The sequence below is a fragment of the Olleya sp. R77988 genome (assembly GCF_044594215.1).
GTDB lineage: Bacteria > Bacteroidota > Bacteroidia > Flavobacteriales > Flavobacteriaceae > Olleya.
Genome location: NZ_CP138988.1, coordinates 1,689,860 through 1,712,890, shown reverse-complemented (window position 1 = coordinate 1,712,890; position 23,031 = coordinate 1,689,860). Strand labels below are relative to the sequence as shown.

Annotated in this window: 23 protein-coding genes; 9 read left to right on the top strand and 14 right to left on the bottom strand. The window is 33.6% G+C overall.

Annotated features, from left to right (window positions below):
• Positions 1 to 120 precede the first annotated feature (120 nt).
• From SJY17_RS07620 to SJY17_RS07585, 8 genes are all read left to right on the top strand, one after another.
• On the top strand, positions 121 to 528 hold the full coding sequence (locus tag SJY17_RS07620; RefSeq protein WP_397361969.1) for a RidA family protein: 408 nt from the start codon (positions 121 to 123) through the stop codon (positions 526 to 528).
• A complete protein-coding gene (locus SJY17_RS07615) occupies positions 529 to 1,965 on the top strand; it encodes an aldehyde dehydrogenase (RefSeq protein ID WP_397361968.1) in 1,437 nt (478 codons plus the stop codon). It begins immediately after the preceding gene.
• A gap of 53 nt (positions 1,966 to 2,018) precedes the next feature.
• Positions 2,019 to 2,885, top strand: coding sequence for a hypothetical protein (locus SJY17_RS07610; RefSeq protein ID WP_397361967.1), 867 nt, complete (start codon positions 2,019 to 2,021; stop codon positions 2,883 to 2,885).
• Positions 2,863 to 3,645 (top strand): SDR family oxidoreductase, encoded by a 783-nt coding sequence (locus SJY17_RS07605; protein ID WP_397361966.1) that lies wholly within the window; start codon positions 2,863 to 2,865, stop codon positions 3,643 to 3,645. The genes SJY17_RS07610 and SJY17_RS07605 overlap by 23 nt, the downstream gene beginning before the upstream one ends.
• A gap of 192 nt (positions 3,646 to 3,837) precedes the next feature.
• Positions 3,838 to 4,356, top strand: coding sequence for a 3-hydroxyanthranilate 3,4-dioxygenase (locus SJY17_RS07600; protein ID WP_397361965.1), 519 nt, complete (start codon positions 3,838 to 3,840; stop codon positions 4,354 to 4,356).
• A gap of 14 nt (positions 4,357 to 4,370) precedes the next feature.
• A complete protein-coding gene (locus tag SJY17_RS07595) occupies positions 4,371 to 5,453 on the top strand; it encodes an amidohydrolase family protein (RefSeq protein WP_397361964.1) in 1,083 nt (360 codons plus the stop codon).
• A complete protein-coding gene (locus SJY17_RS07590; RefSeq protein WP_397361963.1) occupies positions 5,453 to 6,094 on the top strand; it encodes an O-methyltransferase in 642 nt (213 codons plus the stop codon). Before SJY17_RS07595 ends, SJY17_RS07590 begins: the two co-directional genes overlap by 1 nt.
• 17 nt (positions 6,095 to 6,111) lie before the next feature.
• Positions 6,112 to 6,873: a hypothetical protein gene (locus tag SJY17_RS07585; protein WP_397361961.1), complete on the top strand. Its 762-nt coding sequence runs from the start codon at positions 6,112 to 6,114 to the stop codon at positions 6,871 to 6,873.
• Between the two features lie 113 nt (positions 6,874 to 6,986).
• Here the strand turns inward: SJY17_RS07585 and SJY17_RS07580 are convergent, their stop codons facing one another.
• From SJY17_RS07580 to SJY17_RS07560, 5 genes are all read right to left on the bottom strand, one after another.
• The gene (locus tag SJY17_RS07580) at positions 6,987 to 8,504 is read right to left on the bottom strand and encodes a S8 family peptidase (protein WP_397361960.1); all 1,518 of its coding nucleotides are present in this window, start codon (positions 8,502 to 8,504) and stop codon (positions 6,987 to 6,989) included.
• Positions 8,505 to 8,753: 249 nt separating this feature from the next.
• The gene (locus tag SJY17_RS07575; RefSeq protein ID WP_397361959.1) at positions 8,754 to 9,041 is read right to left on the bottom strand and encodes a twin-arginine translocase TatA/TatE family subunit; all 288 of its coding nucleotides are present in this window, start codon (positions 9,039 to 9,041) and stop codon (positions 8,754 to 8,756) included.
• A 56-nt stretch (positions 9,042 to 9,097) separates the two neighbouring features.
• Entirely contained in the window at positions 9,098 to 11,149 is a 2,052-nt protein-coding gene (locus SJY17_RS07570) for a thiamine pyrophosphate-dependent enzyme (RefSeq protein ID WP_397361957.1), read from the bottom strand.
• Positions 11,149 to 12,216 carry a branched-chain amino acid aminotransferase gene (locus SJY17_RS07565; protein ID WP_397361956.1) on the bottom strand — a complete coding sequence of 356 codons (1,068 nt, stop codon included), beginning with the start codon at positions 12,214 to 12,216 and terminating at the stop codon, positions 11,149 to 11,151. Before SJY17_RS07565 ends, SJY17_RS07570 begins: the two co-directional genes overlap by 1 nt.
• Before the next feature lie 211 nt (positions 12,217 to 12,427).
• Positions 12,428 to 13,720 carry a dihydrolipoamide acetyltransferase family protein gene (locus tag SJY17_RS07560; protein ID WP_397364867.1) on the bottom strand — a complete coding sequence of 431 codons (1,293 nt, stop codon included), beginning with the start codon at positions 13,718 to 13,720 and terminating at the stop codon, positions 12,428 to 12,430.
• Between the two features lie 183 nt (positions 13,721 to 13,903).
• Here SJY17_RS07560 and SJY17_RS07555 point away from each other — a divergent pair, with 183 nt between their 5' ends.
• A complete protein-coding gene (locus SJY17_RS07555; protein ID WP_397361955.1) occupies positions 13,904 to 14,377 on the top strand; it encodes an Lrp/AsnC family transcriptional regulator in 474 nt (157 codons plus the stop codon).
• Here SJY17_RS07555 and SJY17_RS07550 read toward each other — a convergent pair whose 3' ends face one another.
• The 9 genes from SJY17_RS07550 to SJY17_RS07510 form a co-directional block, all read right to left on the bottom strand.
• Entirely contained in the window at positions 14,378 to 14,974 is a 597-nt protein-coding gene (locus tag SJY17_RS07550; protein WP_397361954.1) for a transferase hexapeptide repeat family protein, read from the bottom strand.
• 1 nt (position 14,975) lies between these two features.
• The gene (locus tag SJY17_RS07545) at positions 14,976 to 15,314 is read right to left on the bottom strand and encodes a n-acetylglutamate synthase (RefSeq protein ID WP_397361953.1); all 339 of its coding nucleotides are present in this window, start codon (positions 15,312 to 15,314) and stop codon (positions 14,976 to 14,978) included.
• On the bottom strand, positions 15,315 to 16,067 hold the full coding sequence (locus SJY17_RS07540; RefSeq protein ID WP_397361952.1) for an enoyl-CoA hydratase/isomerase family protein: 753 nt from the start codon (positions 16,065 to 16,067) through the stop codon (positions 15,315 to 15,317).
• Positions 16,068 to 16,075: 8 nt separating this feature from the next.
• On the bottom strand, positions 16,076 to 16,549 hold the full coding sequence (locus SJY17_RS07535; RefSeq protein WP_397361951.1) for a hypothetical protein: 474 nt from the start codon (positions 16,547 to 16,549) through the stop codon (positions 16,076 to 16,078).
• Complete coding sequence (paaZ, locus tag SJY17_RS07530; protein WP_397361950.1) at positions 16,550 to 19,054, bottom strand: phenylacetic acid degradation bifunctional protein PaaZ; 2,505 nt, start codon at positions 19,052 to 19,054, stop codon at positions 16,550 to 16,552.
• Between the two features lies 1 nt (position 19,055).
• Positions 19,056 to 20,264, bottom strand: coding sequence for a 3-oxoadipyl-CoA thiolase (gene pcaF / locus SJY17_RS07525; protein WP_397361949.1), 1,209 nt, complete (start codon positions 20,262 to 20,264; stop codon positions 19,056 to 19,058).
• A gap of 274 nt (positions 20,265 to 20,538) precedes the next feature.
• The gene (locus SJY17_RS07520; protein ID WP_397361948.1) at positions 20,539 to 20,946 is read right to left on the bottom strand and encodes a hotdog fold thioesterase; all 408 of its coding nucleotides are present in this window, start codon (positions 20,944 to 20,946) and stop codon (positions 20,539 to 20,541) included.
• 135 nt (positions 20,947 to 21,081) lie between these two features.
• A complete protein-coding gene (locus SJY17_RS07515; protein ID WP_397361947.1) occupies positions 21,082 to 22,236 on the bottom strand; it encodes a 3-hydroxyacyl-CoA dehydrogenase NAD-binding domain-containing protein in 1,155 nt (384 codons plus the stop codon).
• Positions 22,237 to 23,022, bottom strand: a complete 786-nt coding sequence (locus tag SJY17_RS07510; RefSeq protein WP_397361946.1) for an enoyl-CoA hydratase-related protein — start codon at positions 23,020 to 23,022, stop codon at positions 22,237 to 22,239.
• Positions 23,023 to 23,031: the final 9 nt, after the last annotated feature.

Sequence of the window (23,031 nt, the reverse complement as noted above, 5' to 3'; positions counted from 1 at the left end):
CTGAAAATTCCTTGGCTTGATCGTGATTTTTTGGTTCGTTTTGCATCAAGGCAAAATGAACAGAATTAAAGAATAATGAGATTCTGAATCAAGTTCAGAATGACGAAAAAAATAAAATTAATGAACGAAGGAACTAAAGTAACACCAAGAGGAGCCTATCCTCACGTAAAACAAGTTGGCGATTTCATTTTCGTTTCAGGAACAAGTTCACGCAGAGCAGATAATACCATTGCTGGAGTTGATATTATCGACGAAATGGGAACTAAAAAACTAAACGCCTACACACAAACGCAAGAAGTTTTAAAAAACATAGACATCAATCTTAAAAAAGTTGGAGCCTCATTAAAAGACGTTGTAGATGTAACTTCCTTTTTGGTAAACATGAATGACTTTGCAGATTATAATAAAGCTTACGCTGAATTTTTTGATAAAGAAACAGGACCAACCAGAACTACAGTTGCTGTACACCAATTACCACATCCAGATTTAGTTGTGGAAATTAAGGTGATGGCATATAAGAAACAATAAATGAACATCCAAAACTACATAAACGGAAATTTCCACAATCCAATTCAAGATAACTGGATAGACAACTACAATCCAAGTAATGGAGAAGTTTATGGGCAAATTCCAAACTCGTCAAAAGAAGATTTAGAAAACGCATATATCGCTGCAAAATCGGCTTTTCCTAGTTGGTCTCAAACAACCTTGGAAGAACGTAGCAGAATACTAATAAAGATTTCGGAGTTACTAGAAGCTAACTTACAACGCTTCGCAGAAGCAGAAAGCAAAGACAACGGAAAACCTATTAGCTTAGCAAAAGCAGTAGATATACCAAGAGCAGCAAGTAACTTTCGTTTTTTCGGAAATGCAATCACACAGTTCGCAAGCGAAAGTCACGAAAGTATTGGACAAGCCATTAATTACACATTACGTCAACCCATTGGTGTTGTAGGTTGTATTTCACCTTGGAACCTTCCACTCTATTTATTTACATGGAAGATTGCTCCAGCAATTGCAGCAGGAAACTGCGTCGTTGCTAAACCAAGTGAAGTAACACCAATGACAGCTTATTTATTAGGCGAAATTTGTAACGAAGCAGGATTACCAAAAGGTGTTTTAAACATTGTACATGGTTTAGGTGGTTCAACTGGACAAGCCATTATAGAACATGAAGACATAAAAGCCATTAGCTTTACAGGAGGAACAGCAACTGGATCACATATAGCAAAAGTAGCAGCTCCAATGTTTAAAAAATTATCTTTAGAGTTAGGAGGAAAAAACCCTAACATCATTTTTGCAGATTGCGATTATGATGATATGTTAAACACAACAGTACGTTCGTCATTTGCAAACCAAGGACAAATTTGCTTATGTGGAAGTCGCATTTTTGTAGAAGCGAGCATTTACGAAAAATTTAAAAAAGATTTTGTTGCAAAAGTGAAAGCTTTAAAAGTTGGTCATCCATCTGAAGCTTCAACAAATATTGGTGCATTAGTATCCAAACCTCACATAGAAAAAGTAAAAGAATATATAAATATCGCTAAAGCGGAAAACGGAACAATCCTTTGTGGAGGAAATGAAGTGACTGTAAAAGGTTATGAAAACGGTTACTATTTAGAACCAACAGTTATTGAAGTTCCAAGTGATGAGTGTAGAGTCAATCAAGAAGAAATTTTTGGACCAGTAGTTACCATTATGCCTTTTAATACGGAAGACGAAGTATTGCTAATGGCAAACAAAGTAAAGTATGGTTTGTCTGCAACATTGTGGACCAACAACTTAAAACGTACCATGCGAATGAGTAACCAATTACAAGCTGGAATAGTTTGGGTTAACACTTGGATGATGCGCGATTTACGAACACCTTTTGGTGGTGTAAAAGCGTCAGGAGTTGGTCGTGAAGGTGGCTTTGAAGCCTTGCGCTTTTTTACTGAAGCTAAAAATGTTTGTATAAAATACTAATGCTTTTACTAAAAGTAAAATAGAGTAGCTTTTAAATTTAAAATAATCTTTCTGTGAAACAAGAGATATCTATCAAAAAAGCAATACTACGTGGCCAACTTATGGTAAATGTTCCTGTTTTTATTGTCTTGTTAGGCTCTCCTTTATTACTGCTTTTTATAGCAAGAATCATTGACTTTCCAGATTGGCTTGGAATAATAGGCGTTTTTTTAGGAATAGCGTTAGCTTGGTTAGTTTGGAGTATTTTAATTACTAAATGGCGTATTTGGGCTTTTAGCAAAGTTAGAAACGTACATGAATTGAAGCGTCAAGCAATACAAAAAAAACTTATTTGGGAAGATGGTAGCTCTTTTGCAAAAACAGAATATAGAACTAAAAAAGACAAGTTAATTTTAAAAAAACTTGAAGAAAAATTCAATCTAGAAGATGTTTTTGAAGAAGACTTTTCAATTCCTGAAGAAACTAAAATATATTTTTCATTTACGTCAGCTCTATTTGTTTGTTTATTTTTAACTATTGCAGTAATAATAGGTGTTTTTTTAATGTTTCAAGACAAAGAAAAAGAGTTTTATATTGGCTTTTTCTTAACTACTATTTGCCTATTCTCGTTAAGAGAAGCTTCTAAAAAACTGATTAATAGAAAACCTCAATTAATTATAAATAGTACAGGTATTACATTTAATTTGAATGAGAAAAAAAACTGGTCAGAAATCTTTGAAGAAAAAATAACAGCAGAAGGTTATGGCAGTTCAACAAAAAACTTTTTAACCTTTTGTGATGACAATTATAACTATTCAAAAATAGAAATTGACAACTTTAATATTTCTATTAGTAAATTAGAAAATATTTTAAGAACTTACAGAATACGATTTAATAAAAATAACAACGTTTCAATCAATGAATCTAGACTTAAACAATAAATACGCATTAGTTTGCGGAAGCACAGCAGGAATAGGAAAAGCAACAGCTTTAGCATTAGCGGAAGAAGGTGTACAAGTAACCCTTATTGCAAGAAACGAAGACAAACTTAAAGCAACTCTAAAAGAGTTACCTCAACATAGAAACCACGATTACATTGTTGCAGATTTTTCTAACCCAAAAGCATTAAAAGAAAAAGTTGAAGCTTATATAAAAGAGAATCATGGTTTTCATATATTAGTAAATAACACTGGTGAACCAAAAGGAGGGCCTGTTTTTTCTGCAGCTATTGATGAGTTTGAAGCAGCTTTTACACAACATTTAAAATGCAACCACGTATTAGCACAAGCAGTGGTTCCGTTTATGGAAACACAATGTTTTGGACGTATAATAAACGTGATTTCTACTTCTGTAAAACAGCCTTTAGATGGACTTGGAGTAAGTAATACCATACGTGGTGCTGTTGCTAATTGGAGTAAAACCTTGGCTAATGAGCTTGGCCAATATGGTATTACTGTAAATAATGTTTTACCAGGAGCTACAGGAACTGATAGGCTAGCACAGATTATAAAAAACAAATCTGCTAAGTCTGGCAACACAGAAGAAGAATCTGCTAATGCTATGAAAAATGCAGTTCCTGCAAAACGTTTTGCAAAGCCAGAAGAGTTAGCAGATGCTATTACCTTTTTAGCTAGCGAACGCGCTAGTTATATTAACGGAATTAATCTTCCGGTTGATGGAGGAAGAACGAAGTCTTTATAGTTCTGTATATCGTTTTTTATTGCTAATTTTATTGAATTGATTAATCTGCGTTAAGGATTGATGCGTCATCCTTTTTTTTAACGTCAGTTCGAGTGTTTTGTAAAGTATGAACAAAATGTATCGAGAACAAGTTAAAAAAAAGATATAGCGGAAAGCCTGACCCTTTTTAGGGTAACGCCAAAAAACTAAACCATGAGTAAACTTGTTTCGCCTTTAAATTTTAAATCTTGGATTGATGAAAACAGACATCTTTTAAAACCACCTGTTGGTAATAAATGTGTGTGGAAAGATGGTGAATATATTGTAATGGTTGTTGGTGGGCCTAACCAAAGAAAGGATTATCACTATAACGAGACACCAGAATTTTTCTATCAAGTAGAAGGCGATATGGTTTTAAAAATTATGAATAATGGTGTACCTGAAGATGTGCATATAAATGAAGGTGATATTTATTTATTACCTGCTAAAGTACCACATTCTCCACAACGAAGCGCAAATACTGTTGGACTTGTAATTGAGTATCCAAGAAAAAAGAAGATGAAAGATGCTTTGGAATGGTACTGCGAAAATTGCAATAATTTACTATGGCGTAAAAAGTTTAAATTAGATAATATTGAAACTGATATGCCTAAAATATTTGATAAATTTTATAATAGTGAAGACAAATGTACTTGCGATAAATGTGGTACTAAAATGGATGCTCCAAAATAAAAACAAACAAAATAATGAGTCGTAAACTACGTATTAACGGTCACTCTCACTTACTACCTTATCCAGAACAGATTCCTGATTTCATGAAGGAAAAAGAGATTTTTTGGGTAGATAGCGAGCGTAAACACATGCTTCAAAAAGGATGGAAAAGACCAGTTACAGATTCTAGTTTCTTTTTAGACGAAAAGCTAGAGTGGATGGAAAAAAACCGTTTGGATCATGCTGTGGTTTTAAACCTATCGCAATTATATGGTAATGGTTTACGTCTTGAAGAAATGAAAAAAGCATTGCGTTTTCAAAACGATTTTAATGCAAAAGTACAACACGATCATCCTAGTAAATTTACTACTGGCTTTGTAGTGCATCCTGGTTTTATACATGGTGCCTTATGGGAAATGGAACGTTGTGTAGAAGAATTAGGCATGCATGTTTTATGTTTACCAACGCACTTTATGGACTCTATTGGGCAATGGCGTTGTGTGTTTGATAAAGAGAATGATCCTATTTTTGAATTAGCTGACAAATACAAATTAGCAATAGAAATTCATCCTTATGATGGAGATAAAATGATAAAATTAGAAAACACCAATTGGCGTTTTCATTTAATTTGGATGTTAGCACAATGTGGTGACGCGTATCATTTTTATACTTTAAATGGCATGCAAGAGCGTTTTCCAAATATTAGAACGTGCTTTGCACATGGAGGACAATTAGCACAAATGAATTTAGGTAGACGTATTCAAGGCTTTGATGGTAGACCAGATTTATTTGAAGGAAAAACACATCCTAGAAAAGCAGTTGGTCATCCAAACATCTATTTTGACACATTAGTGCACGATACAGATTCTTTAAAACTAATGATTGATCGTCAAGGATCAAGTCAGGTAATTATGGGATTAGATGATCCATATCCTTTAGGAGAAATGGAGAGTGATGCGCAATCATCTTACCCTGGAAAATTACTAGATTTAGCTATCGAAAGAAAGATAATTGACCAAACACAATATGATGATATTTGGGAAGACAATGTACTTCGTTGGTTGTTTGGAGATAATGATGCTGCAAAAAAAGAATTAATAAATAAAATTTTAGGGTAATGTACTTTTTGCCAGAAAAATTGGACGACTATGTTGTTGCACACTCACAAGATGAGCCAGAATTACTACAACAACTAACTAGAGAAACATATCAAAAAATTTTACAACCCATCATGTTATCTGAACCTTATCAAGGTCGTGTACTAAGTATGATTTCTAAATTAATAAGACCAAAAACCATACTAGAACTAGGGACTTTTACAGGTTACGCTACATTGTGTTTAGCAGAAGGAATACAATCTGAAGGCGAAATACATACTATTGATGTTAATGAAGAATTGGTAGATTTTCAGCGTAAGTATTTTGATAAATCTGAATTTGGACATCAAATACATCAGCATTTAGGAAGTGCTATTGATATTATTTCAACACTTAACAAAACTTTTGATTTGGTGTTTATTGATGCAGACAAGCCAAATTATGTTAATTACTTCCATTTAATTATTGAGAAGCTAAATCCTGGCGGAATCATACTGTCTGACAATGTTTTGTGGCATGGAAAAGTTATTGAACCTATAAACGATAAAGATATGTCTACTAAATCTCTATTAGAATTTAATACACTTTTAAAAAATGATAATCGTATTGAAACTGTTCTACTTCCTATAAGAGACGGATTAACTATAAGTAGAAAAAAATAATATAAACTAAAAACCACATGAACTTAATAAAACAAACTAGCTTATTTATTATTATACTTTTTATTACTAGTTGTAATACTAATACTGAAGAAGTAGAATTAAAACTAAACTATAATGCTAATGATACTCAAACAATAGTCTCTACAGTAGAAACCAGTAAAGGTGCTTTAATGAATATAAAAAATGTTATTGAAGCAAAACTAAAAGTTAATTCCATAGATAAAAAAGACATTACATTTAACACAAAAATAGTTAGAATTAGTACTGAAATGAAAATGGATGATCAAGTTGAGTTTTACGATTCTGACTCAGAAAAAGAGCTGTCAATGATGACAGAAGATGAAAAAGTTATGCACCAAGATTTTAAAAAAATCATAGACTCAGATTATAATATAATTATAGATAAAAAAGGAAACATAATTAAACCGTTTTATTATTTAGATGGAAAATCTGTTAACGAACCAATCATTGATATTGGTAATGTTTTTTTAAGGTTTCCTTCAAAAAAAGTAAAAATAGGAAGCGGTTGGCAAGGAGAAAAAAAGAATCCATTAACTGATCAAATAACCAAAACAACATATAGAGTAAAGGATATTAATGAAAATGAGATTATTATTACCTTAGATTTAGATATTTCTGGAATTCCTGGATTATTTGGAGACTTTAAAGGGAATGGAGAATACAAATTAGATAAAAAAACTTGTAAATTAATAAAAGGAACTCTTCAAATGGAATTACATACTGGTGGAAATGTTACTAATACATATGAAGCTAAATAATCAATAATTTTGCTGTAAAATAATTAGACAAAAATTTAAAATAAAAACCCTCTTCAGTTTTGAAGAGGGTTTTTATTTTAAATCATTAATTTTCTAAAAACAAGAAATGATAATTACTGTACAGCCTGTAAAGCATCTATATTACCATATCCAAAACTACTATTTTTGTAAGGGTAAAACTCAGCAGATTGCTTTAATTTATTCAACACTTGTGATCTAGACCAAGTTGGGTGTTTTGCCCAAACTAAAGCTGCAATACCAGCTGTTGTTGCTGTTGCTACAGATGATCCACCTGTATAACGTCTTTGGTTATTATAGAAACTTAAAACTGGAGGTGCTTTACTTGTATTATTATCACCTTCCATTATTATGGTAAAGTCTATTTTACTTCCACTATGACATGTATCACATCTATCATAATTTGGTCCATCATCCACTCCTGTAACAGCTACAGTCTCGCTCATAGTTGCTGGAAAAATCACTCCAAAACCATTTGTAAAACTAGTAGATGTACCACCTGCAGCAAAAATTAATTTACCTTTACTATAAGCATATTTTACTGCATCTTTAATATTACCAATTGACCAAACATAACCTATTGACATAGAAATGATTTTAACATCACTTCTGTTACCTAATTGTATTAAGGCTTTTGATACACCTTTACGCTCATGATAATCGTTTAACAAAACATCTTCTGTAGCTCTGTAAGCTACTAAGTTTGCGTTATAAGCAACACCAACTGGCATTCCGTTATCATTACGTGGAGCTGCCATAGTAGATGCCATAGCTGTACCATGTCCACATTTATCATGTGGTCCATCATAATTACTAGACCACCACCAATTAGAGTCTATAAAAGTTCCGTATTTCTGAATATACCTTGAGTTAGACGAATAACCATCTTTAAACCCATTACCATTTAATAGCGATTGAGATGCAGATACACCTGTATCAATCAAACCAATAGTTACTCCTGCTCCTGTACTATAATTCCATGCTTGTGTTATATTATGCTCGTTAAAATGCCAAGAGATTTGAGCATTATTTGGACTTGTTGTTGTATAATGAGCTGGATTAATATAATCTGCATTTTTATCGCAACCAGAACTAGAACGTCCATTATTTACAGTCTCATAATGACTATATCCATTTGGTTCTAAATATCTAACACCTTCTGTTTCTAATAGTTGTTTTATGGTTGTAAAATTCTCTACTTTTACATCAACTACGTTTATAATTTCGTGTTCCAAAACTGTTTTTTCGTCTCTTTTATACCCTTCATTATCTTCAACTATTTGGATAACATTAGCTAATGTAGACTTTAAACGCTCAGTTTTTACTTCTGCAAAACTCTCGCCTTCTTCTCCATAACCAATAGTTAAAATATTATTTCCTCTTATTACAGCACTCCATAGTGTATGTGGTGTTACATCTTTCCAGTCAAAAGTCCCTGTTGTTGTTAAACTCTCATTAATTTTTGCATTAATTTCTGGAATAGTTAATGGTTTTGATTGATCTAAATTAATTGCATTTTCTTCTTGATTTTCTAAATACTCTTCATTTTGACAAGCATTAAAAAAAGTTAAGACTACCAAAAGCATTGATAGTTTAAGTACTGTTTTTCTCATTTTTATATGGTTTATGGTTGATATTTAAATATATAAATTATTCTTAAAAAAACATTATTAAATATGATGAATTAGCAAATAAAATGTGTGCTTGGTATCAAATTGATAGTTTTTGAATTTTGTCAAGTGTTAAAATGTAGTTTTTAATTGCGTTAGCGGTAGAAGTGACATCCTTTTTTTGCTGCCATATATGGCAAAAAAAGATAAAACGGATGACGCGACCCTTGTGGTAACGCCCAAAAAATTAAATTATAATTTACGACGTACAGATCCAGTAAAGTCTTCTAGATCGTCTTTAACTTTTTTAAGTTCTTCTGTTACACCATCTGTAATACTGGTATCCAAACCATTACGCTCTGCAGATTTAGTGATTTCTGATTTAATATCATTGGTTGCATCTTTAAGTGTGCGCATACCTTTGCCCATTCCTCGAGCAATTTCTGGAATATTTTTGGCTCCAAAAACCATGACAACTATTAGCATGATGAAAAAGATTTCTCCTCCACTTATAAACAAAAATGTTGCTAATTGTATCATGATACAAATATACTAAGTTGTTTGAAATGAAATGAAAAAAGTGACGTTAAAATAGTTTAGTAATTTAATATGTCTTCAATTTTTGTCTTCACTTTCTCTGTTGAAGGAATCATAGTTTGCTCTAAAGTAGAATTTAAAGGAATTGCTGGCATATTCTCGCTACCAATAGTCATAACTGGAGCATCTAAGTATTTAAAACATTCTTCTTGAATTTTACCAGCTAATGCTCTTGCAAAACTATTATTACTTGGCTCTTCTGTCACAACTAAACATTTACCAGTTTTCTTGACTGATTTCATAATGGTGTCTTCATCTAAAGGAAATAAGGTACGTAAATCAACCACTTCTATTTGGTCTTGCATGCCTAATTCTTCGGTTGCATTCATTGCCCAATGCACTCCCATTCCATAGGTTACAATGGTTAATGTTTCTACATTTTCTTGTTTCCAAATCTCTTGTAAAACCCAAGCTTTACCAAAAGGCAGCACATAATCTTCACTTGGCTCAATAGATGTTGCACCTTGTGTTCCTTGTACTTTAGACCAATACAAACCTTTGTGTTCTAAAATAACCACAGGATTTGGGTCGTAATAAGCAGCTTTCATTAAGCCTTTTAAATCTGCTCCATTACTTGGATACGCTATTTTTATACCTCTAATATTTGTAATCACACTTTCTACTGAAGACGAATGGTATGGTCCGCCACTTCCATAAGCGCCAATTGGCACACGTAAAATCATAGAAATTGGCCATTTTCCGTTTGATAAATAACAACTTCTGCTAACCTCTGTAAACAACTGATTTAATCCAGGCCAAATATAATCTGCAAACTGAACCTCAACTATTGGTTTTAAACCTACTGCACTCATACCAACGGTTGAGCCAACAATAAACGCTTCTTGAATTGGTGTATTAAACACACGATCGTCTCCAAATTTTTGCGCTAAAGTTGCTGCTTCTCTAAAAACTCCACCTAATCTTCCTCCAACATCTTGTCCGTAAAGCAAGCATTCTTTATGCTTTCTCATCAATTCTTCCACTGCGAATAATGCGCAATCTACCATGACTACTTTATCAGCACCTTCTGGTGCACGTGTTCCTTTTTCTTCTGTGATTGGTGTTGGTACAAAATCGTTTGTAAATAAATCTTCAGGTTTTGGGTCTTCAGCTTTTAATGCTTCTTCAAAATCTGATTGCACTTTCGCTTTCGCGGAATTCTCTATAACTTCAACTTCTTTATTACTGAAACCAGCATCTAAAAGTTGTTGTTTTATAACTGGATATGGATCACGAGAACGCGCTTCTTCTAAATCATCACGATACCACTCCATTCTAACTCCAGAAGTATGGTGATTAAGTAACGGAACTTTAGCATGTACTAAAAAAGGTCTTCTTTCTGTACGAATAGTTTTAATCACTTTTTCAAGTGCTTTATAACTCTCTATAAAGTTTGCACCATCAATAGAAATCGCTTCTAATCCATGAAATCCAGCTGCATATTCATAAGCATTTTGCGCTCTAGTTTCTGCTGCATTTGCCGAAATATCCCAACCGTTATCTTGGACTAAATATAAAATTGGCATTTGCTTTAAAGCTGCCATTTGAAAGGCTTCTGCTATTTCTCCTTCGGTTACGGAAGCATCTCCTAAAGAACATACCACAAATGGCAAATCTTTAAGTGTTTTATCATCTAAATCTTTTAATTCTTTATACTGCATTCCCATTGCAACTCCTGTTGCTGGAATAGCTTGCATTCCTGTTGCTGAGGATTGATGAGGGATTTTTGGTTTATCGTCATCCTTTAAACTTGGGTGACAATAATAAGTTCTTCCTGCAGAAAATGGATCGTCTTTTTTTGCTAGTAATTGCAACATTAAATCATAAGGTTCTAATCCAAATGATAATAACATCGCATCATCTCTGTAATACGGAAAGGCATAATCTTGAGGTAATAATTGTAAACCTAAGGCGATTTGTATTGCTTCATGACCTCGTGATGTTGCATGTACGTATTTTGAAACTTGTTTAAAATTAGCTTCATATAATTCTGCCATAGCTTTTGCTGTGCAGAGTTTTGAAAATCCTTTTTCTAAAATATCTTTCTTCATTAAGCTAATTCTTTTTCAACTTTAATCATCCAACCAAACTTATCTTCAGTTTTACCTGTTTTTATAGCGTTTAAAGTATCATTTACTTCTAAACCAACTGGGCTTTCATCTGAAACATGAATAGTTTTTTCTCCCATTGCTATTTCTTGAATGTAAGCAATTCCTACCGCAGTTCCAGTTCCAAATGCTTCTTCTAAACTACCTTCAATTGAAGCATCTCGAATTTCTTGTATGGTTATTGCTCTTTCTTCAACCTCAAAGCCTTTAGCTCTTAAAATGTCCATGACACTCATTCTTGTAATACCATCTAAAATAGAACCATCACGTTTAGGTGTGATAAATTTTCCATCTATTTTAAAGAAGATATTCATGGTTCCAACTTCTTGAATATAGTTATGTTCTACAGCATCTAACCACAATACTTGATCGTATCCTTTTGCTTTCGCATATTCGGTTGGTCTTATTGCTGCTGCATAGTTTCCGGCTGCTTTAGCTTCACCTGTTCCTCCTGAAGCTGCACGTATATATTTATTTTCTGCCCACAGTTTAATTCGCTTACTAAAAAAAGGTCCTGCAGGAGAAGCCATAATTATAAATTTAAAATGAGTTGCAGCACGCATGCCAATAAATGGTTCGTCTGCGTACATAAATGGTCTTAAATATAATGCGCTTCCATCTTTAGACGGAATCCAATTTTGCTCTAATGCTACTAGTTGTTTCAAACCCTCAACAAATAAATCTTCTGGAAAATTTGGCATTCCCATCCTGTCAGCACTAAAATTTAGTCTTGCAGCATTCTTTTCTGGCCTAAATAGCATTGGAATCCCATTGGCATCTACTGTTGCTTTCATTCCTTCAAAAATTGCTTGTCCATAATGCAAAGCCATAGCTGCAGGATGTGTTGGTATTAAGGCTAATGGTTCTATTCTTGGGTTTGTCCATTTACCGTTTTCGTAATCGCAAATAAACATATGATCTGTGAATGTTGTACCTAATGGAATGTTGTTGAAATCGATACCTTCAACTTTAGATTGAGCGACTTTGGTTATTGAAATGTTGTTTTTCATAGTTTTGTCATTCCTGCGTAGGCAGGAATCTATTTTATGTTATACCTAATCTTTGAGGATTCCTGCTTTCGCAGGAATGACAAATTTTTGCTTTTATTGTTCTATTGTCAATTAGAGTGAAATTACTTTTTCTGAAATTTAGTGTCGAGAACTTTTATTGCTTCTCGATACAATTTGCTCATACTTCACAAATCACTCGAAGTGACGTTACTTATATTTTTCTATTAGAATCGAACTGCTCGAAATAATCTGCTACGCGTCTTACAAACGAACCTCCTAAAAAGCCATCAACAACACGATGATCGAATGATAATGATAAATACATCATACTTCGTATCGCGATTTCATCGCCATTTTCGGTTTCTATAACTTCTGGTCTTTTTTTAATAATTCCTAATGCTAAAATGGCAACTTCTGGTTGATTGATAATTGGTGTTCCCATTACACTTCCAAACGTTCCAACGTTAGAAATAGTGAATGTACTTCCTTTAATATCATCACCAGCTAGCTTGTTTTTTCTTGCTTTTCCTGAGAGTTCATTTACGTTAGCTGCAATTGTTTTTAAATCCTTAGTATCAGCATTTTTCACTACTGGAACAATTAAATTTCCGCTTGGTAATGCTGTTGCCATTCCAATGTTTATGTCTTCTTTTACGATAATGTTATTTCCATCGACAGACGCATTTATATTCGGAAAATCTTTAACTGCTTTTGCTACTGCTTCCACAAACAAAGGTGTGAATGTTAAGCGTTCTCCATGTTTTTCTTGAAAGGCAACTTTGTTTGTATTTCGCCAATTTACCATGTTTGTCAAATCGGCTTCAACGTAAGCAGTAACATGTGGTGACGTATGTTTTGAATACACCATATGATCTGCAATCATTTGACGCATGCGGTCCATTTCGATGACTTTCCCTTTCCCTTTATCGAATTTTAATTGTGGAATACAATATGCTGTTGGATCTTGTTGCGCAACTGTTTGCGCGAACTTAAATGGTCGTCCTTCTTCTATATACTGAAACACATCACTTTTTCGTAATCTGCCTTCATTTCCTGTTGCCGGAATTCGTGCTAATTCTTCAAAACTGATATGATGCTCTTGTGCTATTTTTATAATTAATGGCGAAAAGAATGTGTTTGAATTTGAAACTGAAAATGAATTTGGTTGAGACATCTCGAATGCGCTCGATGTTACAGATTGTTTCTTTTTTAAACTTTTCTTCTTTTGAGACGTCTCGACTGCGCTCGACGTGACAACCTTATTTTTTGAAGGTTTTTCTTCCTCTGAAAGATTAAGAATTGCCATAACTTGTCCAACTGGAACAACATCTTTTGCGCCAAATAACGTTTTAACTAGTGTTCCAGAAGCTGGAGCTGGCACTTCATTATCTACTTTATCTGTTGCAACTTCTAGAATGATGTCGCCTTCTTCAAAACTATCTCCTTCAGAAATTAACCAATTAATAATGGTTCCTTCTGTAATACTTTCACCCATTTTGGGCATCTTAAGTTGAAATTCTGCCAAATTTTTTGATTTTAAAGAATGAAAGTTAATTAATAATTAAATTTAAATATGTTAAAATCTTTCATTTAAATAAAATACAGAATACTATTCTAATTTGTTTGATGAATTAAGTTTTTAATTCTTTTTTATGTAAATTTACAGCCTTATTAATTACAATTTTCTATGGCACACAATCTTGATAAAATAGACACAAAAATTCTCTCCTTACTGCAACAGAATAGCAATAGAACCACTAAAAGCATTGCTGAGGAATTAGGAATGACAACAACTCCTGTGTTTGAGCGCATAAAAAAACTAGAGAAACAAGGCTATATTAAAAAGTATGTTGCGGTTTTAAACAACAAGAAGATTGGCTTGAAACAAACCGTTTTTATTGGTATCACGTTACAAGGTCACACACGTAGTTATTTGGAAAAATTTGTGACTCAAATTAATAGCTTCCCTGAAGTGATTGAATGTCACAGAGTAAGTGGAAACTTTGATTATTTATTAAAACTTGTGGTTGAAGATATTGAGGCTTATGAAACGTTTATTATTTCGAAATTAACGTTGTTGCCTTATTTAGGGAATGTGCAAAGTTTGATTACGTTGTCTACAGGAAAGGAAACTAATGAGGTGGATTTGAGTAGAATTTAACTACTTTTTAAACGTATCTCTCAACGTTTTATAAGCTTCTTCTTGAGTTGACAAATCTTTAGGCACTTCTCTAAGTGGTTCAACTTCTTTAAGTGTTTCGTGGCAATCTGCTGGTAATTGTTGGTATAACTGAGTACCCTTTGTTTTCCAAGCAATCATCTCGTCACTTACTTGCTTGATTACTTTTGCTGGATTTCCAACTACTAAACTACGTTTAGGAATTATAGTTTCAGCTTTTACAAATGTCATAGCTCCAACTATAGATTCATCTCCAATTTCGGCATCATCCATGATTACGGAGTTCATACCAATTAAACAATTACGACCTAAATTTGCGCCATGAATAATGGCTCCATGACCAACATGCGCACTTTCTTTAAGTGTTATTGATTTCCCAGGAAACATATGCACTGTACAATTTTCTTGTACGTTTACACCATCTTCTAAAATAATTTGTCCCCAATCTCCACGAATTGCTGCTCCTGGACCAATGTAACAGTTTTTACCAATAATTACGTTTCCTGTAACTGCAGCCAAAGGATGTACGAAACTAGATTCGTGAACAACTGGTGTGTAGCCTTTAAAACTGTAAATCATATTATAATTCTTCTATTATTGACCTTCCTTTACTTTTATCGCCAGATGTCCATTGCCATTCTTCGTGTAATCTGATCTTTCCACTAGCTAACACTTCTGGAATGGATTTACATTTTCCAGTCATTAATTCTCCTTCAACATTAACTTGATGGTATCTCATATTTATTTCTCCATCTTTTGAAACTAATCCTATAAGATGTCCTTCCATAATTTTACCTCCAGAATATCTAGCTGTTACTATATTTTTTGCTTGTTTATAATGAAAAATAGTTTCGTCTGAAGTCTCACCATTTACAGTGTTCTTTACAGCTTTAAATTTTTTATCATTATAATTAAACATTTATTTAAAACTTTTTAGTTTCTCTTTTGTGAATTCTGAAAGCACCAAACGTCCACTAATGGCAGCACGTTCTGCCAATAAATCATCCCAATGATCTGTACCTTGCCAGAAGACTTTTTTCATTTCTCGCATGGCATCAGTATTATAAGTACATAAATGCTCTGCTGTTGTTTTTACAGCTTCGTCAAGCACTTCATTACTTTCGTAAACATGTGTAAATAAGCCTTTTTGTTTTGCCCATTCTGCTGGATAAAATGTGTTTGCGTCTATTGCTATTTGCGACATGCCACTTAATCCAATTTTACGTTCTATTGCTGGTCCAACTACGAATGGACCAATACCAATATTTAGTTCGCTTAACTTAATTGCTGCGTATTTTGAAGCCATACAATAATCTGTTGAAGCTGCTAATCCAACGCCACCACCAACGGTTTTTCCTTGTACACGACCAATAATAAATTTTGGACATTTACGCATCGCATTAATCACATTTGCAAATCCTGAAAAGAATATTTTTCCGGTTGCTTCATCATTGATATTTATTAATTCTTTGAAACTTGCTCCAGCACAAAAGGTTCTGTCTTTTCCGCTTTTAAGCACGATTACTTTTATCGTGTCGTTTGTTCCTGCGTTTGTTATGGTTTGGGCTAATTCTGCTAATACATCACTTGGTAACGAGTTGTGTGCAGGATGGAAAAATTCTATGTATCCTACTTCGTTTTCTATGTTTATTTTAACGTATGGGTCGCTCATATTGTAATTTATAATTTAATTCCGTTAATTATTAATTCACTCTCTTTTTCATCACAATAATCGTTTAAAATAATCTCGTTATTGTTTTCTATCTCTATGTTTAATTGTGTACACCAAAACCCATTTAATTCAATATGTTTTGATTCAGCATTAATTATTTTTTTATTTATTAAATCGAACGCTTCTAATATATTTACTTCTTCCCATTTATCTCCATCTTCACTTTGATAGTCCTCTAATTCCTCTTTTATATAATCTTCAATAATTTCAGTTTCATAATATTCTTTAGACTCTTCAGTATTAGTTGCGTTCCAATGTGGCATCCAAGCATCAATAAAAAATCTATGCCAAATCGAATCACTAGTTTTCATCCAAGCAAGTATTGGTTCTTTTGCGTTTTCTTTTATAGAAAAAAGAAAACTGAAATATTCTATTTTCAGACCAATTGGTTCATTAAATTTCTCTTCAAATAAATGTTTCATTTAGCCTAATAATCCGAATTGTTCGAAGTGATGATTCAAATGCTTTCGTTCCAACAAATACCATTCATATTTATTCAACTCTCCGAAAACCATATTGCTTAATGTTGCTTTTGGATTTTCTTTAAAATACTCTAAATACGTTTCTCTTTGCTCTTTAAATTTTGAAATAGCTGTTACCAAATCAGCATGTTTTAATTCATCTAAAGTATCTTTTTCTAATGAAGGAAATTTAGAGTTTTTCGGAAACTTATCATAATTCCAAAGACTATTCTTCACTTTTTCTAAAATCTTTTCTGGTGTTGCAATTTCAAAATCCTGAATTTCTCCCGAAGCGATTTTATACGTGTATTCTAAATGTTCAACCATATGTTGAGGCGTCATAATTCCCCATTCTGGTTTTGTATCTTCTTTTAATGCAGAAAGACATTCGTTGATTTTATCTTCAGTCATTTCAGTAAAAACCTCTTGCTTTTTCTGAACCATTGTCAAGACAGTTGCAAATGCTACTTTCTCATCAGTATTGGCATCAAAAATTTCTGCGTACCATTTTACTATTCCGCTTGGATGTTCAGCAGAAGCGACATCTCTATCTACTTTTTGCTTACATGTTAAACGTACATAAATAGTATCGTTATGATATAATGGTCTTAAAAATCTGCATTCTTCTAATCCATAATTTGCAGACACTGAACCTTTATTTGGATATACAAATAATCCTGCTGCAGCTGAAATAATGAAATAACCATGAGCAGTTCTTTGTTCGAAAATACTGCCTTCTAAAGAGGTAATATCTGTATGTGCATAGAAATGATCCCAAGTGACATTTGCAAAATTGATAATATCTGTATCTGTAAATGTACGCTTGTGGGTTTTCATAGACATTCCTGGTTGAATGTCTTCCCAATGGTATTTAAATGGATGCATTTCTGCTTCCTTATAGTTTGCGTTTTGCTGGTAAATACCTGTAATCTCTGTAATTGTTGTTGGCGAACCTTGAATAGCTGTACGTTGTAAATAATGCTTTATACCACGAATTCCTCCCATTTCTTCTCCACCTCCAGCACGTCCTGGACCACCATGAACTAAATATGGTAATGGCGAACCATGACCAGTACTTTCTTTAGCCATATCACGATTAATAACCATAATACGTCCATGATGACTTGCCGCATTTACCACATATTCTTTAGCAATCTTGTCGTCATTTGTTGCAATGGAAGACACTAACGACCCTTTACCCATTTGCGCCAAAGTAATGGCTTCATCTAAGTTTTTATAAGGCATTATGGTACTTACTGGACCAAATGCTTCACGTTCGTGAATGACTGTATTTTGAAATGGATTATCTGATCTTAATAAAATTGGACTAATAAAAGCTCCTTTTTTAGCATCTGCTCCAATGGTATTAATTTCGTCTAAACTACCATAAACAATTTGTGCTTCTTTAGATAAATCGTTAACCGAATCTCTAACGGCTTGCACTTGTTGAAGACTTACCAACGATCCCATTCTAACTTCTTTTAGTCTTGGATCTCCAATGGTAACTTTATCTAATGCATTTGATAATGCAGTTTGCACATCTTCTACTAGCTTTTCTGGAACTATGATTCTACGTATTGCAGTACATTTTTGTCCTGCTTTAACTGTCATTTCTTTTCTGACTTCTTTAATAAACAAGTCAAATTCTGGTGTTCCAGGAACTGCATCTTCTCCTAAGATGGATGCGTTTAAAGAATCGGCTTCCATTGTAAATGGTACAGATTCTTGAATAAGTTGCGGATGCGCTTTTAATAAGCGTCCTATTTTTGCTGAACCAGTAAAAGTGACTACATCTTGAGACTCTACAGTATCTAAAATGGTTTTTACAGTTCCGTTTATAATTTGTAATGCGCCTTCTGGTAATATTCCTGAAGCGATTATTTCTTTGGCTACAGCCTCAGCTAAATAAGATGATGAAGGTGCTGGTAAAACTACAGCAGGAACTCCAGCCATCCAGTTTACTGCACACTTTTCTAACATTCCCCAAACCGGGAAATTAAATGCGTTAATATGAACTGCAACGCCTTTTTTAGGCACCATAATATGATGTGCCATAAAACGTCCACCACGAGATAAATCGATAGCATCACCTTCTACGTGATAGGATTGATTTGGGAATAATTTACGTAATGACGCATTAGCGAATAAGTTTCCAAAACCACCTTCAATATCTATCCAACTATCTACTTTTGTTGCTCCAGTTCTATAACTTAAGTCGTAAAAAGCATCTTTTCTTTTGGTCAAATACAATGCTAATTTTTTAAGCATGTTTCCACGCTCTTGAAAGGTCATTTTACGAAGGACTTCTCCTCCTTTTGTTCGTCCGTAGTTAAGAATTTCTGGAACGTCTAAACCTTCAATAGCAACACTTGTAAAAGCTTCGCCAGTTACAGCATCTAAAATTGGTGTTCCTTCTTCTTTACCTGTGGTCCATTGTCCTTGGACGTAGTGTTGTATTTTTTTCATGTTATACGCGTTCTATAATTGCGGCATAGCCTTGTCCAACTCCAATACACATCGTAATTAATGCATATTTTTTATTTTGTTCCTGTAACTCTAAAGCTGCAGAATATGCAACTCTTGCTCCAGTAACACCTAATGGATGACCTATAGCAATTGATCCTCCATTTGGGTTAAGTCTTGGATCGTTATCTGCTAATCCCCAAGCTCTAGTACATGCTAAAGCTTGTGCAGCGAATGCTTCATTTAACTCAATCACATCCATATCATCCATGGTTAAACCTGCTTTCTCTAATGCTTTATTAGATGCTTGTACTGGACCAATTCCCATAATTCTAGGCTCGACACCAACCACTGCAGAACTTACTATTCGTGCTAATGGTTTTAGATTGTATTTTTTTACTGCATCTTCTGATGCTATAATTGTTGCTGCTGCTCCATCGTTTAATCCTGAAGAGTTTCCTGCTGTTACGCTTCCACCTTCTTTTTTAAATGCTGCTCTTAGTTTTCCTAAAATAGCTAAAGAAGTTGTTGGTTTTACAAATTCATCTTTTGAAAATTGAATAGGATCTTTTTTACGTTGTGGAATTTCAACAGTGACTATTTCTTTTGCTAACCTTCCGTTTTCTTGCGCTTTAGTCGCTTTCATTTGACTCCAATATGCGAATTTATCTTGATCTTCTCTAGAGATATTATACTTTTCAACAAGATTTTCAGCAGTGTTTCCCATTCCGTCTGTGCCATACATTTTTTGCATTTTCGGATTGATAAAACGCCACCCAAAAGTAGAATCATACATTTTAGAATCGCCTCCAAATGCGGTTGATGGTTTTGCCATTACGTATGGCCCACGTGTCATATTTTCAACGCCTCCAGAAATAAACACATCTCCATCTCCTGCTTTTATCGCGCGATTTGCGTGAATAATTGCTGATAATCCTGAGCTACATAAACGGTTTACTGTTTCGCCTGGAACTGTAAATGGCAACCCAGCTAATAGTGATGACATTCTCGCTACATTACGATTATCTTCTCCAGCTTGGTTTGCGCAACCCATAATAACATCGTCATAAGCTTCTTTTGGAATACTTGGATTACGTTTTACAATTTCAGAAATTACTAATGCTCCTAAATCGTCTGTACGAACAGTAGATAATGTGCCTTTGTAATTTCCTATTGGTGTTCTAATTCCGTCTATTATGTATGCTTCTTTCATATCTTTTATTTCTTCCTATAAAAACAGGATCCTAATTTTATTAATATCTTTTCTTCTATTCATTTTGTCTTGATACAAAACGAACCAAAAAATCATATTGAAATGAGGAAATTGCTAAAGCAACATTCTCTTTCGGAATTACGTGCTTAAAGCTTCGCTTTGCATCTACATTCCTTCGTTCATTATTTCTGCATTTCAATGTTCAATTCGATGAATTGAAATAGGGACTTGACTTTTTAATTTTGTTAGTCCTTTAACTCTGCACTATTCTGTACTATTCTTCCCAATCTTTTTGAGTTCTATAAACTACACCTTTGAACAGTGCTACTATATCTTCTCCTCGTTTTACTTCAATAATATTGAAGCCTAATTTATTCTTAACGGTTTCTATTACAGATTCTGCAACTATATAATCACCTTCGCTTAATGCTTCAATATGATTAATGCTTGTTTCGATAGAAACTGCATATTTACCATGTGTGTTTGCTGCAAACCCGAAAGCTGTATCTGCTAATGAATAACTGATTCCTCCATGTGCTTTATCCATGCTGTTTAGCATTTCTTTTCTAATGGTCATTCCGACTTTGCATCGTCCGATTTCGCATTCTAGAATTTCTATTCCTAGCCAAGTACTATACGCATCTTGGGAAAGCATTTTATATGGAATTTGTTCGCCTTTCATATTCATTTCCCACAAAATCGGGAATTTTATTATTTTATTATTGAGACTCTTCGACAAGCTCAGAGTGACATATAGTTTCTATTTTGTCCTCGATATAAAATTGCAAAAAACAATTTCACTTGAACTTACGTTATATTAAAAAAACGTTTTGTTTTCTCTATTCATTTTACGTAATAATGGACTACATCTGTATCTATCTTCGTGATATTCGTTATACAATTCGTCTATTTTTGAAACACACCAATCGATACTTTTCTCATCAGCCCAAGCCAATAATCCTTTTGGATAATTGACACCTTTGGTCATTGCATTATCTATATCTTCTGCTGATGCGATGTTTAAAAACAAGGCATCTGCTGCTTCGTTGATTAGCATTACTAACACTCTATCAAAAATTGTTTGCGCTAATACTGCATCTTCTTTTGGTTCTGGTTTTACAGCTCCTTCAGAATAATCATAGTATCCTTTTCCAGATTTTCGTCCTAAATAACCTGCTTCTGCAAAACGTTTTTGTGTAAATGCTGGTTTGTATCTTGGGTCGAAATAGAAGGCTGTAAAAACAGTTTCGGTTACTGTATAATTAACATCGTTTCCTATAAAATCCATAAGCTCGAATGGTCCCATTCTAAACTTCCCAATGCTTTTTAAACTATGATCAATCGTAGCAAAATCTGCTAATCCTTCTTCATAAATTCTTAATGATTCTCCGTAAAATGGTCTAGCAACTCTGTTTACTATAAATCCTGGAGTATCTTTAGCTACTGCTACTACTTTTTTCCAGTCTTTAATCGTTTGTATTGATTTTTCAAGAACTTCATTTGATGTTTGGATTGCTGGAATTACCTCAACCAGTTTCATTAAAGGTGCTGGATTAAAAAAGTGAATTCCAACACAACGTTCTGGTTTATTTAGTGATGCTGCAATAGATGCTATAGATAAACTGGATGTGTTTGATGCAATAATACAATCATCTGCAACATAGCTTTCTAATTCTGAAAACACTTTTTTCTTGATGTCAAGGTTTTCAATAATAGCTTCAATAGTAAGGTTTGAATCTGCTAAATCTTTTAGGTTATTTACATATGAAATATTAGATTGAATCCTATCTTTTTCAGAAGTATTGATTCTTCCCTTTTCAATTAAACGCAATAGTATTTTCTCCAAACTTGCTTTTGCTTTATCTAAAGCAGCTTGATTGGTATCGTATAACTTTACTTTACAACCAGAAGTTGCAGCAACTTGCGCGATGCCACTTCCCATTGTTCCACTTCCTATGATTCCTACGTTCATTTAGTTTCCTTTAAAGTTTGGTTTACGTTTTTCAATAAATGCAGCAACTCCTTCCGCATAATCTTCACTTTGTGCAGCTTCAATTTGTAATTTAGATTCTAAAGCTAATTGAGAATCTAAATCATTTGTCATCGATTTATTGAATAATTCTTTAATCATACCCAAAGCTTTAGTTGGCATATTTGCCATTTTTAAAGCTAGTTTGTTTACTTCTTCTTCAAAACTTTCTAAAGGAATCATTTTATAAATCATTCCCATTTTTTCAGCTTCTTCAGCTCCAATTTTATCACCTAACATTGCTAATGCTAATGCTTTTTGAAATCCGATTAATCTTGGTAAAAAGAAAGTTCCAGCACTATCTGGCACTAAACCTATCAAACTAAATGCCTGAATGAAGCTTACTTTTTCGTGAGCAACAACAACATCACAAGCCAAAGCAATATTTGCTCCTGCTCCTGCTGCTACTCCATTAATAGCACCAATAACTGGTTTTTTGATAGAACGAATACGTGTAATTATTGGATTATAATGCTCTTCTAATATTTTTTTAAATCCAGGATTTAAATCTGGATCTGTAACTTCTTTTAAATCTTGACCTGCACAAAAAGCTTTTCCGTTTCCTGTTAAAACTATTGCTCTTACCTCATCGTTTTTTTCACAAGCATCTAATGTGTCATGTAATAAAAAGGCCATTTCACGATTGAAACTATTAAACACTTCTGGTCTATTGAGCGTGATGTACGCTACTTTGTTTTCAATTTTTAATAGAATTGAATTATTACTCATACCTGTTAT